We start from the raw sequence: 13,606 nt of genomic DNA on the forward strand, positions 1-13,606 counted from the left end.
CTTGGCGAACACGTACGCGAGCAGCATCGCCAAGGCTTGTCAGGGCGCGCGTGAACGCTAGCCCGTAAGGCATTCGAGGAGACGTCGACCCAAGGCCTCGGCGCTGGCCTGGGAATCGATATTGGCAAAGCCCAGCAGCAGGCCGGGGCCGGTTTGCTGCACCATGCTCCAATCGCTCAAGGCCTCGGCAAAAATGCCGGCGTCGGCCAGCTTCTTCACCAGCAAACGGTCCGATAGTGGAGCCTTGAGCCGCAGGACCAGGTGCATCCCGCCCGGCTGCGCATCGATGCCAATATGCTCGCCCAACACCTTGCGCAGGCCGTTGGCGGTGGCGTCGCGGCGTTCGCCATAGAGCTTGCGCATGCGCTGGATATGGCGGGCGAAATGCCCCTCGGCGATAAAGCTGGCGACGATCGCCTGGGTCAGTTCCGGGCAATGGCCGAGAAAGCTCTGGCTCACCTGCACAAAGTGCGCAACCTGGGAGGAGGGCACCACCAGGTAGGCCAGGCGAATGCCGGGGAACAGCACTTTGCTGAACGTGCCGGCGTACAGCACGCGACCCTCGCGGTCCAGGCTCTTGAGGGCAGGCAGCGGGCGACTGACATAACGGTATTCGCCGTCATAATCGTCTTCGATGATCCACGCCTGCTGGCGCGTGGCCCACTCCAGCAACTCCAGGCGACGCGGCAGTGACAGCGACACGCACAGCGGGCTCTGGTGAGCGGGGGTGACGATCGCCGCGCGGGCGTCGCCGGCATGGCGCACGCACAGGCCATCGGCGTCTACCGGGAGCGGCACGGTGTTGATGTGCAGGTACTCGAGCAGGGAGCGCGTCGGCGGGTAGCCCGGGTCTTCCACCAGCACCCGGTCGCCGGGCTTGAGCAATGCGTGGGTGATCAAGCTCAAGGTGTTGCGATAGCCCGAGGTGACAAACACCTGCTCCGGCGTGCAGTGGATACCCCGGGCCACCTGCAAATAGCTGGCGATGGCGGTCCGCAGCGCGGGCAGGCCCTGGACCGGCGGGTTGGCCATGTCGGCCAGTTGCGTGGCGCGCACGCAGCGGGCGGCGATTTTCGACCAGATCTTGCGCGGGAAGGCATCCAGCGCGGGCAGGCCCATCTGGAAGGGCAGCACCGGCTGCTGACGGCGCACCGCGTGGTAGGGCGCGGCCACCACGCGCGTGGGCAGGGCGGCCTCGATACCCTGGGCCACCACCGTTCCGGCCTGGCCGCGCGACTCCAGGTAGCCCTCGGCGGTGAGCAATGAGTAGGTGCTGTCGATGGTGCCGCGCGCCAGCCCCAGCTCCTTGGCCAGGGCCCGCGCCGCCGGTACGCGCTCGCCCGGCTTGAGCAGCCCTTCGGCAATGGCACTGCGAAAACGCCAGTAAAGCTGGCGGTAGATCGGTTCGGCGTCGGTGAGATCCGGCGGGGGCAGGGTGTACATGGGGCCTGGCTCCAGGTCGTGGCTGATCTCACTCTACCGGGGCCATGACCCATTCCCAAGTGCCATAAATGCACTAAATGACCAGGCCATCATGGTCTATGCATCAGCGCCATTCTTGGCTCTTCAGAGGTGAGCCATGGCGCCGCAAGATGGCCCCTTCACTCAACCGCAACAGGATTTACCATGACCACTCGCCTCGATTACACCCAAGCATCCCCGGAAGGTTACAAGGCTTTCGGCGGCGTCTACGTCTACCTGCAGAACAGCGGCCTGCCCAAGGCGCTGATCGACCTGGTGTACCTGCGCGTTTCGCAGATCAACGGCTGCGCGTTCTGCATCGACATGCACTCGCGGGACCTGCTCAAGCAAGGCCTGGCCGTGGATAAACTGGTGCTGGTGCCGGTGTGGCACGATGCCCGCGACGTGTTTACCGCGCGGGAACGCATCGCCCTGGCCTTCGCTGAAGCCGTTACCCGCAGTGATGTGTCGGACGCGGACTACGCTGCCGCCGCCGCCGAATTCAATGCCAAGGAACTGGCTGACCTGACTTACGGCATCGCCCTGATGAACGCCTTTAACCGCCTTGGCGTCACCTTTCGCACCACGCCGGCAGCGGCGGCCTGAAACATTGCGCAAGAAGGCAATTTAATGGCCCCCCTGTAGGCAAATCCTCGCCAAAATCACTTTTATTTTCAGGTGGTTAGGTGAGGAAGCAAATGCGCACTGTTGGAATCATGCTGATCGCCTGCTCATTGGCCGGCGGCGCGGCTGCCGTGCAGGCACGGGAGCTGCGCGAGGGTGACAAGTACATGTGCAGTTGGGGCGCCGGCACTGCCGCCAGGGCCCAGGAACTCAAGCTGTCGGGCGTGTCGCTGTATGCCGCGCGGCAGAAGATCCAGACCATCAAGTTCAGCAAATCGTGGATGCGCATGATGGCCATGGGCATCACCGAACAGACCTATGACAGCCGTTCACGGCTCAAGCCCGAGGCGATTCGCCAGAGTTTCTACCAGGATTGCCTGCGCTATAAAGTGGCGCGCAAATAACCTCCGGCGGTTTAAAAAAGACTGCGGTGAGCCGGCATCTTCCTGGAAAAATACGTTCGCCGTGGCGATAAACCATCGGTTCGCCTGGGACAGGTATTCAGCGGCGCGCCAGCCCAGGTTGAAGTGCATGGACTGCACAGGCTCGAATGATGCCGGGCAGTGCGCCGCAGGAGCAAACACCGCCCAGTGCAAAATCTGCGTAAGCCTGTCCAACTTCGTCGCGGGCACCCTCGCCATACTGGTGCCAGGCAAACCAAGAGGCACAGACCATGACCGAGTATGTCTTCACCCCCGCGCAACCCCCCTCGTTGGCAGTCAAGGGCAGCGACGCGCGCTTCCCCTTGCGCCGGGTCTTTTGCGTCGGCCGCAACTACAGCGAACACGCCCGCGAAATGGGGCACGATCCGGACCGCGAACCGCCTTTTTTCTTCATGAAACCCGCAGACGCGGTGGTGCCGGCCGAGGGTGTGATCGCCTATCCGCCGCTGACCGCAGACCTGCATCACGAAGTCGAACTGGTGGTGGCGATCGGCAAGGGTGGGGTGGACATCAATCCTGAAGACGCCTTGTCCCACGTCTGGGGGTATGGCGTCGGCATCGACCTGACGCGCCGCGACCTGCAGGCCGAGGCGAAAAAGCTCTCGCGTCCGTGGGAATGGGCCAAGGCTTTTGACGAATCCGCACCGACCACCGCGTTGCAACCGGTGAGCGCCGTCGGGCATCCGTCCAGCGGCAAAATCTGGCTCAAGGTCAATGGTCAGCTCCGTCAGGTCGGCGACTTGGCGGACTTGATCTGGAACGTCAGCGAAGTGATCAGCCACGCCTCCAAATCCGCAGCCCTCAAGCCCGGCGACCTGATCTTCACCGGCACGCCCGCCGGTGTCGGCGCGGTGCAGCGCGGTGATGTGCTCAGCGCCGGCATCGACGGCCTTGGCGAGTTGCGTTTCACCCTCGGCCAGGGTTGAGGCTACAGTGGTGCCCAGGCCATCCGAGAGACCGTTATGCCAGGCACTCGCGTCACCACTTACGGCATGGAGCAGCGCAGCGACCGCCCCGACTTCTACATCCGCGACAAACGCGGCAGGGCGGCGCTGACCAGTCCTCATCGCCATGAGTATTTCCAGATCCAGATCAACCTTGGCGGCGACACCGTGCAGCATATCGGCGGCGCGGTGCGGCCGTTCCCGCGTAATGCCCTGGCATTCATCCTGCCGCATCGGCTGCATGTGATCCCGCATCCCGAGGATGGCGAGTTCATGTTGATCAACTTCAGCCAGGCGTTTTTCCTGCCGCAGTTGACGTGCGATCCCCTGGACCTGGAAGACATCCCCATCGGCCAGGCGCCGGAACTGTCGCCGTTTCGCTTCCAGGAACAGCTGGACTTCATCCTCGACGATGCCACGTTCGAGCAGGTCAAAACCTGGCTGGCGCATATGCGCGACCTGGATGCCCATCGCACTTTCGGCGCGCGCGAGCGCCTCAAGGGCTATCTGTTCCAGCTGATCGGCCTGGTCTGCGAGCAATATGCCGAGCCGTTACAGGCGTTCGCTGCCAACAACGCCACCCGACGCGGGCGCAAGGATGCCCTGGCGCGGGTGCAGGCGCATATCCGCGAGCACCTGCATGAACCGACCCTCAACCTGACCGATACGGCCGCCGCGGCCTTTTTGTCGCCGAACTACCTGACCCACCTGCTGCGCAAGGAAACCGGCAAGCCTTTCTCGCAACTGGTGCTCGACCGCCGCATGCAATTGGCGCGCACGCTGTTGCTCAACGGCACGCAGATGATTGGCGTGATTGCACATCGCTGTGGGTTTACCGATGAGGCGTACTTTTCCCGCTGTTTCCGCAAGGCTCACGGCATGGCGCCGGGGCAATTCAGGCGTCAATCCAGTGCATAGCGGCCGGCCTGCCGCTGCCTGTTAAGGCGTTTTACAAATCCACGACAATCGGTGTGTTTCTATTTGCATACAATTGCGCACTTCATCAGGGAGGCCAGTATGCAAACACGTATCCGCGTGGCGACGACGGATGACATCGACACGCTTTTTGCCATCCGCACCTCGGTGGTGCATAACCACTTGAGCCGCGAGCAGATGGCCGAACTGGGCATCACGCCGCAGGTGCTGGCCGACACTATCCAGGCAGCGCCCTGTGCCTGGATTGCCGAGGTGGAGGGCCAGCCGGTGGCGTTTGCCATGGTCGACCTGGCGCAGGGAGAGGTGTTTGCAATGTTCGTCTTGCCGTCGCACGAGCGCCTTGGCCTTGGACGCCAGTTGATGGCCGTGGCCGAGGCGGCGCTGTTCAAGCATCACCAGCGACTGTTCCTGATCACCGATGGTGGTGCCGACATTCGCGCCAACGGTTTCTACCAACGCCTGGGCTGGTCGGTAGTGGGCCGGGTCGAGGGTGACGACGTGCGTTATGAAAAGAGCAGGGTGGACTAAACCATGAGGCCCCTTGAGCCGCAGCCGTCCAACAGCCTGCGCTACTATGCGGTCGGGGTGCTGTGCGTGGCGGTGCTGCTCGGGGGGTATTTCATGCAGCTCAACGCCAAGGCGGATCGCCAGCGCGAGGAGGCCGCCGAGCGCCTGGCACTGTGTCGGCAAGTTGAGCGGGTTGCCAGTGTGGCAGTGTCCGGCAGCCTTGAACTTCGCGATAGCTGCAAACAGTTGAGCGAACAGTCGATCAGCAGAGGCGCACCGAATTAATCAATAACCCTTTCTTATACGTGGATATATAGCGGAAGTTGCACCAAAAAGTGGCATTAATACCGCTGACTCCCTTTAAAAAAGTGTGGTTATTGAATGACTTACAACACTTTTAATCCGACGAAAGGATTAAAATAATCTTGTTACGGCTTTTTACAATCGGTAATATTGCCGGGCGTTCACCTCCCACGGTTTATGCATTTTTAAATCCCAAGTTTCCATCAGCTACTTGGGATTTTTTTTGCCTGTGATTTGACCTCGGCGTCAAACTTCACCCTCGGCAAACTCTGCGCGCATGCGTCCATTACGTTTGGCTTGATACAGCAACTTGTCGACGTCTTCGACAAAACCCAGCATCGCACTCTCGGGTGTGACGATCCGCGTACCGACACCCAGGCTCAAGGTCAGTTGGTTGGCGACGGGCGAAAAGCCGTGTTCGATCTGCTGCTGGCGGATCAGATGCAGGCAGCGTTGTGCCACTTGCCGGGCCGACGCCGCGTCGGTTTCCGGCAGCAGCCACACAAACTCTTCACCGCCGATACGCGCAATGAAATCCCGTGGGCGATTGGCCGCCTGCGACAGTGTGCGTGCCACCTGGCGCAGGCATTCGTCACCCTTGATATGCCCGTAGTGGTCGTTGTACTGCTTGAAAAAATCGATATCCAGGATGATCAACGACAGCGGCAACTGGCTGCGCTGGGCGCTGGCCCATTCGCGCTCCAGCACGGTGTCGAACATGCGCCGGTTGGCGATGCCGGTGAGGCCGTCCTGGTAGGAATATTCCTCGAGTTGTTTCTGCAGGCGCACCAGGTGTTCTTCGGTCTTCTTGCGCTCGCTGATATCGAACATGAAGCCAAGCAGTGCCTCGACTTCACCCTCTTTGCGCACCACATGCACCACGTCGCGAATCCACACGTAGTCGCCATTCGCCGTCAGTGCGCGGTAATCAGCCTCGTGGTCGACGCCGGCGCGCGATTGCGACACGCAGAAATTCACCACGTATTCGCGGTCATCCGGGTGCATGCGTTCGACCCAGTCATCGACGCTGACCCAGCTTTGCGGGGTCCAGCCGAGCAATGCCTCGATCTGCGGGCCGATATAGCTGAAGGTCATGGTCTGCCAATCGATGCGCCAGGGGATGGCCTTGGTCGACTCCAATAGCGTCTTGTACACGTCACTGTCGGGCTGGCTCGGAGGGGCGATGCGCATGCTGGAATGCTCGAGATGATGGCCAAAAGCCAAGAGCGTCTTTTGATCCACGCCTGGAGTCAAGCCCGGGCTTTGGCAGTAGGCGAGAGGTCTGGTTGACCGCTTTTCTGACGCCAGCGAACCGGCGGTTCCGGGGCAAAATGAGTCAGGGTTGGCACTTTTGCGCGAATAGCCCCATCCCCTGCAAAACCTCATCTACTCTGTCTGCATCACAACTACCGGGTGAGGCCCAGGGAAGGGGACTTATCATGATTTCCATCGTCGAATTCAACCGCATCATGGCCTCCGGCTTCCTGCCGCTTGCGTGCGATTGCACGGTGAACAGCGACGGTTCGCTGCGCATCAGCGTGTTCGAGCCAGTGTCCGGACGCGTCGACCTGCTGCTGACGCGCGTGTCCCCCGAGGGTCTGGACAGCATCCGTTCCATCGCAAACCTGATCGGCGAACTGCGCACCGAGCTCAAGGCCGGGCGCCGTGGCTTTGCGGCGGTCAGTTAGCTGTCGACGGTGTGGCTGGGCGTGTCGAGCGCGCCGTAGTAGCGCCAGCAGCAATGGCGGTGCTCCGGCAGGATCACGCAACCGCTGAGGCTGACGATCAGCAGGGCGGCAACCAGCATGGTAAGGCGACGGTACATGGTGTTTCCTCTTGGTTTTACCTGCGTTAATCCTTCAACGCGGCCACCCGCGTAAATCCGTCGCGAAGCTTTCAGATATTTCATCAAGCCCTCTCATTCCCTGCGCAATACTGCTGGCGAGCACTGCCCGAAAATAAATCCGCGCGGCCCGCGACGGATTTTTTGCGCACCTGCCGTTCAACCCATCAGCAACCCGCACTTTCGCCGGTTGCATGAAGGAGTTGCCATGAGACCCCTGGCCAAATTGCGTTTTTCCTTGCTTGCTCCGCTGGCGCTCGCCGCGTTTGTGAGCACCCCGACTTTTGCCCAGACCGAAATCATCATCCAGCAGGCACCGCCGCCGCAGCGTGTGGAAGTGATTCCCGCCCAGCGCCCCGGCTACGCCTGGGACCGAGGCCACTGGCGCTGGGAAGGGCGCGGCTACGGTTGGGTGCCGGGTCACTGGCAGCCGGTGATGCGCAATGCGCGTTGGGAGCCCGGCCACTGGGAAGCCCATGGTCCGAACTGGTACTGGCGCGAAGGGCATTGGATCCGCTGAAACTTGACCCTTGGCCCCGAGAACTACCCGATTGAAAGACTCTGATCCGGACGTTGAACTGCTGGCGCGTATCGGCAATAACGAACCTGCCGCCGTCAACGAAATGGTGACGCGCAAGCTCCCGCGTTTGCTGGCGCTCGCCAGTCGGATCCTGGGCGATGCCGATGAGGCCAAGGACGTGGCCCAGGAAAGCTTCCTGCGTATCTGGCGCCAGGCGGCCAACTGGCGCAGTGGCGAGGCGCGTTTCGACACCTGGTTGCACCGGGTCGCGCTCAACCTGTGTCACGACCGCCTGCGCCGGCGCAAGGAGCGCCCGCTGAGCGACGAGGACACGGCAGAACTGGCGGACAGTGCGCCGCCACCGGATGAACAGCTGGAAACCCTGGACCGCAGTGCCCGCATGGCCGCCGCGTTGGCGGCCTTGCCCGAACGCCAGCGCGAAGCCATCGTGCTGCAGTACTACCAGGAGCTGTCGAATATCGACGCCGCGGCCCTGATGAATATCAGCGTCGAGGCACTGGAGAGCCTGCTGTCGCGGGCCCGACGCCAGTTGCGCAGTCAACTTGCCGACACACCCGGGCTTGCCCGCCCAGGAAGGGGAAAATCATGACACCCGAACGCTTTGCTTATCTGGCCGACGTGTACGGGGCGGACCTGCAGCGCTGGCCCGACACCGAACAGCGCGCCGCCCAGGCGTTGCTCGACAGCGGCAATCTGCATGCGCGCGACGCCCTGCAGCAGGCGCGCTGGCTCGACCATCAGTTGGACAGCCATCAACTCGCGTTGCCCGACCCGGCGCTGGTGCGGCAGATACGTCAATCCGCGCCACGCTCATTCTGGTCACGCTACGCCAGCTGGTTATCGCCCGCCGGCCTGGTCGGCGTGGGCATTGCCGGCATCGTCACCGGGATGCTGGTGGCGTCCATGAGCGTGCCGTTGCCCATGTTGTCATCCGAAGTGCTGCCCAGTGTCTTCGACCAGGGCGACGCCGAAGTCGTCTTTACCGTCAACGCTGAGGAAACCGAGCAATGACCGTCAGATCCCTTAAACCGTGGTTGTTCGTTTCGGTGTTGCTCAATGTGTTTTTGATCGGCGGGGTCGGCGGTGGCCTTTACCACTGGATGGCCAGCGCCAAACCGGCGCAAGTGCTGGTCAACCAGCACGGCCTGCGCCAGGCCATGATCAACCTGCCACCGGAGCGGCGCAGGGAACTGCGCCAGTTGCTGCGACGCAACAGTGCCGACAGCCAGCCGTTGATCATGGCCGGACGTGAGGCGCGCATGGGGGTGATCAAGCAACTGGAGGCACCCACGCTGGACCATGAAGTGTTGGTGGCCGAGTTGGCCAAGGCGCGCGAGGCGGATGCAGCGCTAAGGGCGCTGGTGGATGGCACCCTGGCGCAGTTTGCCGGGACCTTGCCGCAGGATGAACGGCAGAAACTGGTGGAGGCGTTGTACCTGCGCGGGCAGGAGCGGGGGAAGAAGCCTCGGTCTTGAGTCCATATTCGTTGCTGCGGTCGCGGTTGCCATGGGTTGCGCTTTTACAGCGGGTCACTTTGGAAAGGAGCCGGAATGCCGGCCCAGCCCAAAGTAACCCAAGGGTTCGCATGGCGACCACGGTCAACCTTTAGAAGCTGGCTTGTCGGCGATGCCGGCACCTGGGTGTTACGCCCAGCCAGGTTCTAAGATTTTATGTGGTGAGCGGGTTGACCTACAGACGTTTGCCTACCAGCACTTCCTGCTCTCGCTCTGCGCTGTTGACGTTCACCGTGCGGGCGAGGCTCACGGTGTTGCCTTCAAACACACATTTCACCCGATCCCTGAATGCGGTCTGCGGATAGATCCAGGTCATCTCCAGCGTCTTTTGATCCAACCAGCGGGCACCGGCCACGATCTGTGCGTGGTTGAATTCATAACCATGGTGCAACGCACGACCCGGCATGCTGGTGAGGCCTGTGAGCCAGTGGTCGATGCCGATCTGCAAGCGATGGGTGGCCTGGCTGTCGGTCAGTTCGAAGGTGAGTACATGACCTGTAAACGCGAACGACAGTTGGCGCACGCCAAGCCCGTTTTCGGCCACGACAAATACGCGTATCGAATCCTCGGGCGCCGGGCAGTCTGAAACCAATAGAGGCTGCTCAGCCATGCTCGCCAGCCGTTGCTCCAGCCGTGAATCGGCTTCGGGTTTCACGCTGCAATCCTCGCTGAAGGCTGCGGGAAAATAACGCTCGATAAACGGCACGATCTCTGCCGAGTTTTTCATCCCACCTACCAGCACCAAGGTTGCGTTGTGTTCGCGGTACACCGCGGCCATCTGCACGAACACCCCCAGCGCACTGAAGGCTGGGCGCGGTTTCATCATCCAGTGGTAGCCGTAGCGGCTGTCGGGGCCGCCCTGGGGTTGGGTAGCGGCCTGGACCCACGCCGCCGGCAATACCTGCCGGCCGTCCCAGACACCGTTCTGGGCATGCAATACCGCCAGTTTCAGCGCCGCCGACACGGGGGCGGTAAGGCCGTTGCCGCCGGGGTTCACGCCGTCCGGGCCGATGTCCCAGGTTTCATTGTAAATATCCAAGGGGATGAACAGGCGCGGCTTGAGGTAGTCGTGCAGGGTTTGGCCGGTGACGCGGTTGATCAGCGCCGAGAGCATGTAGCTGGCCGCGCTGGTGTACACGTATTCGCTGCCCGGCGCGTAGGCCAGGGGGATCTTGAAGAACTCGGCGATCCAGCTGGTGCTGATGCTGCGCCACACTGAGCCGGAGGTGTTGCTGGCGTGCCCGGTGCGCATGGTCAGCAGGTGTTCGACAGTCATGTCGGCCAGGCGCGGGTCGGCGTTCGCGGGGACTTCATCGGGGAAGAAACGCACCAGCCGATCATCGAGATTGAGCAAGCCTTCTTGGATGGCCAGGCCGATGGCGCAGCCGGTAAAACTCTTGGCCATGGAGTGCAGCACGCGTGGCTCATTGGGATCTACCGGCCACGTCCAGCCTTCGGCAACCACGTGGCCGTGGCGGTGCAGCATGAAGCCGTGCAGGTCGAGGTCGGCGGCCTTGACCTCATCCAGAAACGCGATCAAACGGTCGGGGTCAATACCAAGGCTGCTGGCGCTGGCGCGCGGCAGACCATCGTAGGAAGTCAGAGGCATGAAAAGGCTCGGCAAGGGTGGCGATCAACGGCTGCGGTGTACCAGCCGGGAATAGGAAATCAGCATGCTGGTGAGTTCCTGGCTGACCCCGGTGAGGGGCGCTGAACGGCGGCTGATCAGGCACACATCCCGGGGCGCCAGGGGTTCTTCGATGGCGATGGTGGTGAGTGCGCTGGAAAACAGCTTCATCCCCGGCAGCATGCGCGGTTCGATGGTCAGGTAGTCGGTTTCCGAGACGATGTGCAGGGTTTCCAGCAGCGAGTCGGTGGTAATCGCGATCTTCGGCGGCGCCAGGCCCTGGGTGCGGAACAGCTGGACCAGGCGGTTTTCCGCGCCACCGATGACACCGGTGGAGCGCACGCTGATCCATTGGCAGTCCACCAGTTCCCGCACCGATCTGGCCTGGCCCAACGGGTGGCCCTTGCGCGCGATAATGCCGGCGCTGGAGCTGTAGAGACGGTCGATGGACAGGTCGATATCGGTGACATTCGGTGCCAGCGGGCACAGCACGAAATCCAGGCGACCATCGCGGACCTTTTCGACCAGGCCCTTGGTGGTGCCGCTGGCCACGTGCACCTGGATGCGCGGGAAGCGTTGGGTGAAGTTGCTCAGCACCGGCACCAGCAGCTCGGCCAGGGGCTCGGAGGTCACGCCCAGGTCGATATGGCCTTCGGGCTCGCCTTTCCAGGGTTGCAGGTCGAGCAGCGCGCGTTCGCAATCGAGGGTGATGGAACGGGCGCGCACCAGGAACACTTCGCCAGCCGACGTCAGGTTGATGCCTTGGTTCGAGCGTTGCAGCAAGACCACGCCGAGTTCTTTTTCGAGGGTCTGGATCGATTGGGTCAGGGTGCTTTGTGCCACGTCCAACTGGCGCGCGGCAGAGCGGAAACTGCCTTTTTCGACCACGGCACAGAACGCACGAAGATGGGTGAGTGTCATGAAGGACGGCCTCGGGTTTGAGCATTTGAACCATTGAATACCCGCCAGCTTATCTGATGCCTCCAGGTGCGCACAGATCGGTTTGGCCGATCAGGTTCATTATTTCTGAACGCGCGCAAACGGCTCCGGGCCCCGATTTTTCGGTAGGCTGGGGGCAGGTTGTGAACGGCTCGGTAGGTGATCGGAAAAGCCGAGCCTGATCACCTGGAGCGTTCTTCTCAAGCTTGCCGCGTGAAGAATAAGATCGGTCCAGGAACATTCGCCGACCGTGAAGGCGACTAAAACAACAACAACTATCCAGGTGTTCGGCCGTGCCTCTTTTTGGGTCCTGCCAGCGTCCGAACCCCAAGCGTAAGGATCATTTAAGGTGCATTTATCATGAACAAGACTTTAATCCTGGCAGGCGCTTTGTCTGCGGCGCTGGCGGGTACTGCCCACGCCGAAAGTGTGTTGAAGGTGGCGCTCAACGCCGATATCCGCAGCACCGACCCCGGTGTCAACCGCGACACCAACTCCGACGCGGTGATCATGCACCTCACCGAAGGGCTGGTGGCCTTTCGTGAAGACGCCACCGTCGGCCCGCTGCTGGCCAAGGACGTGCAGGTGTCCGACGACGGCCTGCGCTACACCTTCCACCTGCGCGACGGGGTGAAGTTCCAGAATGGCAAGGCGCTGACCTCCGCTGACGTGCTGTGGACCTGGAAGCGCTTCCTCGACCCCAAGACCCAATGGCGCTGCGCGCCTGAATTCGATGGCCATGGTGGCGCCAAGATCGTCGACATGAGCGCCCCGGACCCACTCACCGTGGTGTTCACCCTCGACAAGCCCAATGGCCTGTTCCTTACCAGTACCGCACTGCCGGAGTGTGGCGGCAGCGGCATCCTCTCCTCGGACTCGCTCAACGCCGATGGCAGCTGGAAGGCCCCGGTCGGCACCGGCCCGTTCAAGCTGGGCGAGTGGAAGCCCGGTCAATACGTCGAACTGCTGCGTAACCCCAACTACAGCGCCCGCGATGAACAACAGCCCGATGGCTACACCGGCAACAAATCCACCACCCTCGACCGCGTGCGCCTGCTGGTGATCCCGGACCCGGCCGCCGCCAAAGCCGCCTTGCTGTCGAAAAACGTCGACTTGCTGATCGACGTCACCCCGCTGGACGCCACCGAACTGGCGGCCAACCCCGGCGTGCGCGTGACCTCCAGCGGCACCATGTCGGTCAACGCCTTGCTGTTCCAGACCCGCGACCCGCTGCTCAAGGATGTGCGCTTGCGCCAGGCCATCGCCCATGCGCTGGATTCGGCGCAAATCGTCGAAGCCCTCACCGGCGGGCGTTCCAAGGCCAACAACTCGATGGTCGCCAGCGGCAGCCATTACCACACGGCCGTCGAAGACCAGGGCTACACCTTCGACCCGGCCAAGACCGCGCAATTGTTGCGTGAGGCTGGCTACAAGGGCGAGCCGATCAAACTGATCGTCAACAAACGCTACGCCGCGATTTTCGACATGGGCGTATTCGTGCAGGCCATGGCCAAGGCCAGCGGCATCAACCTGGAGCTGGAGACCCTGGAGTGGGGCACGCAACTGGAGCGCTACCAGAGCGGCAACTACCAGATGATGGCGTTCCCGTACTCCGAGCGCCTCGACCCGGCCCTGAGCTTCGATTCGATGACCGGCGACAAAGACAAGGAAGCCCGCAAGGTCTGGGACAACCCCCAGGCCCGTGAATGGCTGCGTGAAGCCCAGCGCGAAGGCGACATTACCAAGCGCCAGGCATTGTTCGATCAACTGCACCAACAGATGATCAAGGATGTGCCGATGATCCCGATGTACAACGGCAACGCGATTGCCGCCAGCCGTGACTACGTCAAGGGCCTGCGCACTTGGCCGGTGTCCAAGCCGCGCCTGTGGACCGTCAGCGTCCCTGCTTCCGGGAGCAATTGAG

General features: G+C 62.2%; 17 protein-coding genes. 12 read left to right on the plus strand and 5 right to left on the minus strand.

From position 1 onward, the window contains the following. Positions 1–57 precede the first annotated feature (57 nt). Positions 58–1,443 (minus strand): MocR-like pyridoxine biosynthesis transcription factor PdxR, encoded by a 1,386-nt coding sequence (gene pdxR / locus BBG20_RS20000; RefSeq protein ID WP_065906324.1) that lies wholly within the window; start codon positions 1,441–1,443, stop codon positions 58–60. 183 nt (positions 1,444–1,626) lie between these two features. Here pdxR and BBG20_RS20005 point away from each other — a divergent pair, with 183 nt between their 5' ends. The 6 genes from BBG20_RS20005 to BBG20_RS20030 all read left to right on the plus strand — a co-directional run bounded on the left by BBG20_RS20005 (position 1,627) and on the right by BBG20_RS20030 (position 5,200). Next, the gene (locus BBG20_RS20005; protein WP_065906326.1) at positions 1,627–2,067 is read left to right on the plus strand and encodes a carboxymuconolactone decarboxylase family protein; all 441 of its coding nucleotides are present in this window, start codon (positions 1,627–1,629) and stop codon (positions 2,065–2,067) included. 92 nt (positions 2,068–2,159) lie between these two features. Further along, positions 2,160–2,489: a hypothetical protein gene (locus BBG20_RS20010; RefSeq protein WP_065906328.1), complete on the plus strand. Its 330-nt coding sequence runs from the start codon at positions 2,160–2,162 to the stop codon at positions 2,487–2,489. Between the two features lie 269 nt (positions 2,490–2,758). Continuing rightward, on the plus strand, positions 2,759–3,454 hold the full coding sequence (locus BBG20_RS20015; protein WP_065906330.1) for a fumarylacetoacetate hydrolase family protein: 696 nt from the start codon (positions 2,759–2,761) through the stop codon (positions 3,452–3,454). 36 nt (positions 3,455–3,490) lie between these two features. Next, complete coding sequence (locus tag BBG20_RS20020) at positions 3,491–4,390, plus strand: helix-turn-helix transcriptional regulator (RefSeq protein ID WP_065906332.1); 900 nt, start codon at positions 3,491–3,493, stop codon at positions 4,388–4,390. A gap of 99 nt (positions 4,391–4,489) precedes the next feature. Next, positions 4,490–4,936, plus strand: coding sequence for a GNAT family N-acetyltransferase (locus BBG20_RS20025; protein ID WP_065906334.1), 447 nt, complete (start codon positions 4,490–4,492; stop codon positions 4,934–4,936). A 3-nt stretch (positions 4,937–4,939) separates the two neighbouring features. Next, positions 4,940–5,200: a hypothetical protein gene (locus BBG20_RS20030; RefSeq protein ID WP_065906336.1), complete on the plus strand. Its 261-nt coding sequence runs from the start codon at positions 4,940–4,942 to the stop codon at positions 5,198–5,200. Between the two features lie 264 nt (positions 5,201–5,464). On the opposite strand, the gene BBG20_RS20035 is transcribed toward BBG20_RS20030, so the two are convergent. Continuing rightward, on the minus strand, positions 5,465–6,409 hold the full coding sequence (locus BBG20_RS20035) for a sensor domain-containing diguanylate cyclase (RefSeq protein ID WP_065906447.1): 945 nt from the start codon (positions 6,407–6,409) through the stop codon (positions 5,465–5,467). 248 nt (positions 6,410–6,657) lie between these two features. Between BBG20_RS20035 and BBG20_RS20040 the strand changes: the two genes are divergently transcribed. Further along, the gene (locus BBG20_RS20040; RefSeq protein ID WP_065906338.1) at positions 6,658–6,906 is read left to right on the plus strand and encodes a DUF1652 domain-containing protein; all 249 of its coding nucleotides are present in this window, start codon (positions 6,658–6,660) and stop codon (positions 6,904–6,906) included. Here BBG20_RS20040 and BBG20_RS32960 read toward each other — a convergent pair. Beyond that, a complete protein-coding gene (locus tag BBG20_RS32960; RefSeq protein WP_162946075.1) occupies positions 6,903–7,043 on the minus strand; it encodes a hypothetical protein in 141 nt (46 codons plus the stop codon). The two genes, BBG20_RS20040 and BBG20_RS32960, sit on opposite strands and share 4 nt — an antisense overlap. Before the next feature lie 226 nt (positions 7,044–7,269). Here BBG20_RS32960 and BBG20_RS20045 point away from each other — a divergent pair, with 226 nt between their 5' ends. From BBG20_RS20045 to BBG20_RS20060, 4 genes are read left to right on the plus strand one after another with little or no spacing between them, the layout of a single operon-like run. Beyond that, the gene (locus BBG20_RS20045) at positions 7,270–7,581 is read left to right on the plus strand and encodes a YXWGXW repeat-containing protein (protein ID WP_065906340.1); all 312 of its coding nucleotides are present in this window, start codon (positions 7,270–7,272) and stop codon (positions 7,579–7,581) included. A 31-nt stretch (positions 7,582–7,612) separates the two neighbouring features. Then, positions 7,613–8,191, plus strand: coding sequence for an RNA polymerase sigma factor (locus BBG20_RS20050; RefSeq protein ID WP_065906341.1), 579 nt, complete (start codon positions 7,613–7,615; stop codon positions 8,189–8,191). Next, positions 8,188–8,613 (plus strand): hypothetical protein, encoded by a 426-nt coding sequence (locus BBG20_RS20055; protein ID WP_065906343.1) that lies wholly within the window; start codon positions 8,188–8,190, stop codon positions 8,611–8,613. Before BBG20_RS20050 ends, BBG20_RS20055 begins: the two co-directional genes overlap by 4 nt. After that, a complete protein-coding gene (locus tag BBG20_RS20060; protein ID WP_065906345.1) occupies positions 8,610–9,077 on the plus strand; it encodes a periplasmic heavy metal sensor in 468 nt (155 codons plus the stop codon). Before BBG20_RS20055 ends, BBG20_RS20060 begins: the two co-directional genes overlap by 4 nt. 214 nt (positions 9,078–9,291) lie before the next feature. Here BBG20_RS20060 and BBG20_RS20065 read toward each other — a convergent pair whose 3' ends face one another. Continuing rightward, the gene (locus BBG20_RS20065; protein ID WP_065906347.1) at positions 9,292–10,725 is read right to left on the minus strand and encodes a serine hydrolase domain-containing protein; all 1,434 of its coding nucleotides are present in this window, start codon (positions 10,723–10,725) and stop codon (positions 9,292–9,294) included. A gap of 24 nt (positions 10,726–10,749) precedes the next feature. Beyond that, positions 10,750–11,664: a LysR substrate-binding domain-containing protein gene (locus BBG20_RS20070; protein ID WP_065906350.1), complete on the minus strand. Its 915-nt coding sequence runs from the start codon at positions 11,662–11,664 to the stop codon at positions 10,750–10,752. A 378-nt stretch (positions 11,665–12,042) separates the two neighbouring features. Between BBG20_RS20070 and BBG20_RS20075 the strand changes: the two genes are divergently transcribed. Beyond that, a complete protein-coding gene (locus BBG20_RS20075) occupies positions 12,043–13,605 on the plus strand; it encodes an ABC transporter substrate-binding protein (RefSeq protein ID WP_065906351.1) in 1,563 nt (520 codons plus the stop codon). Position 13,606: the final 1 nt, after the last annotated feature.

Origin of the sequence: Pseudomonas aylmerensis (genome assembly GCF_001702265.1) — a bacterium.
Taxonomy (GTDB): domain Bacteria; phylum Pseudomonadota; class Gammaproteobacteria; order Pseudomonadales; family Pseudomonadaceae; genus Aquipseudomonas; species Aquipseudomonas aylmerensis.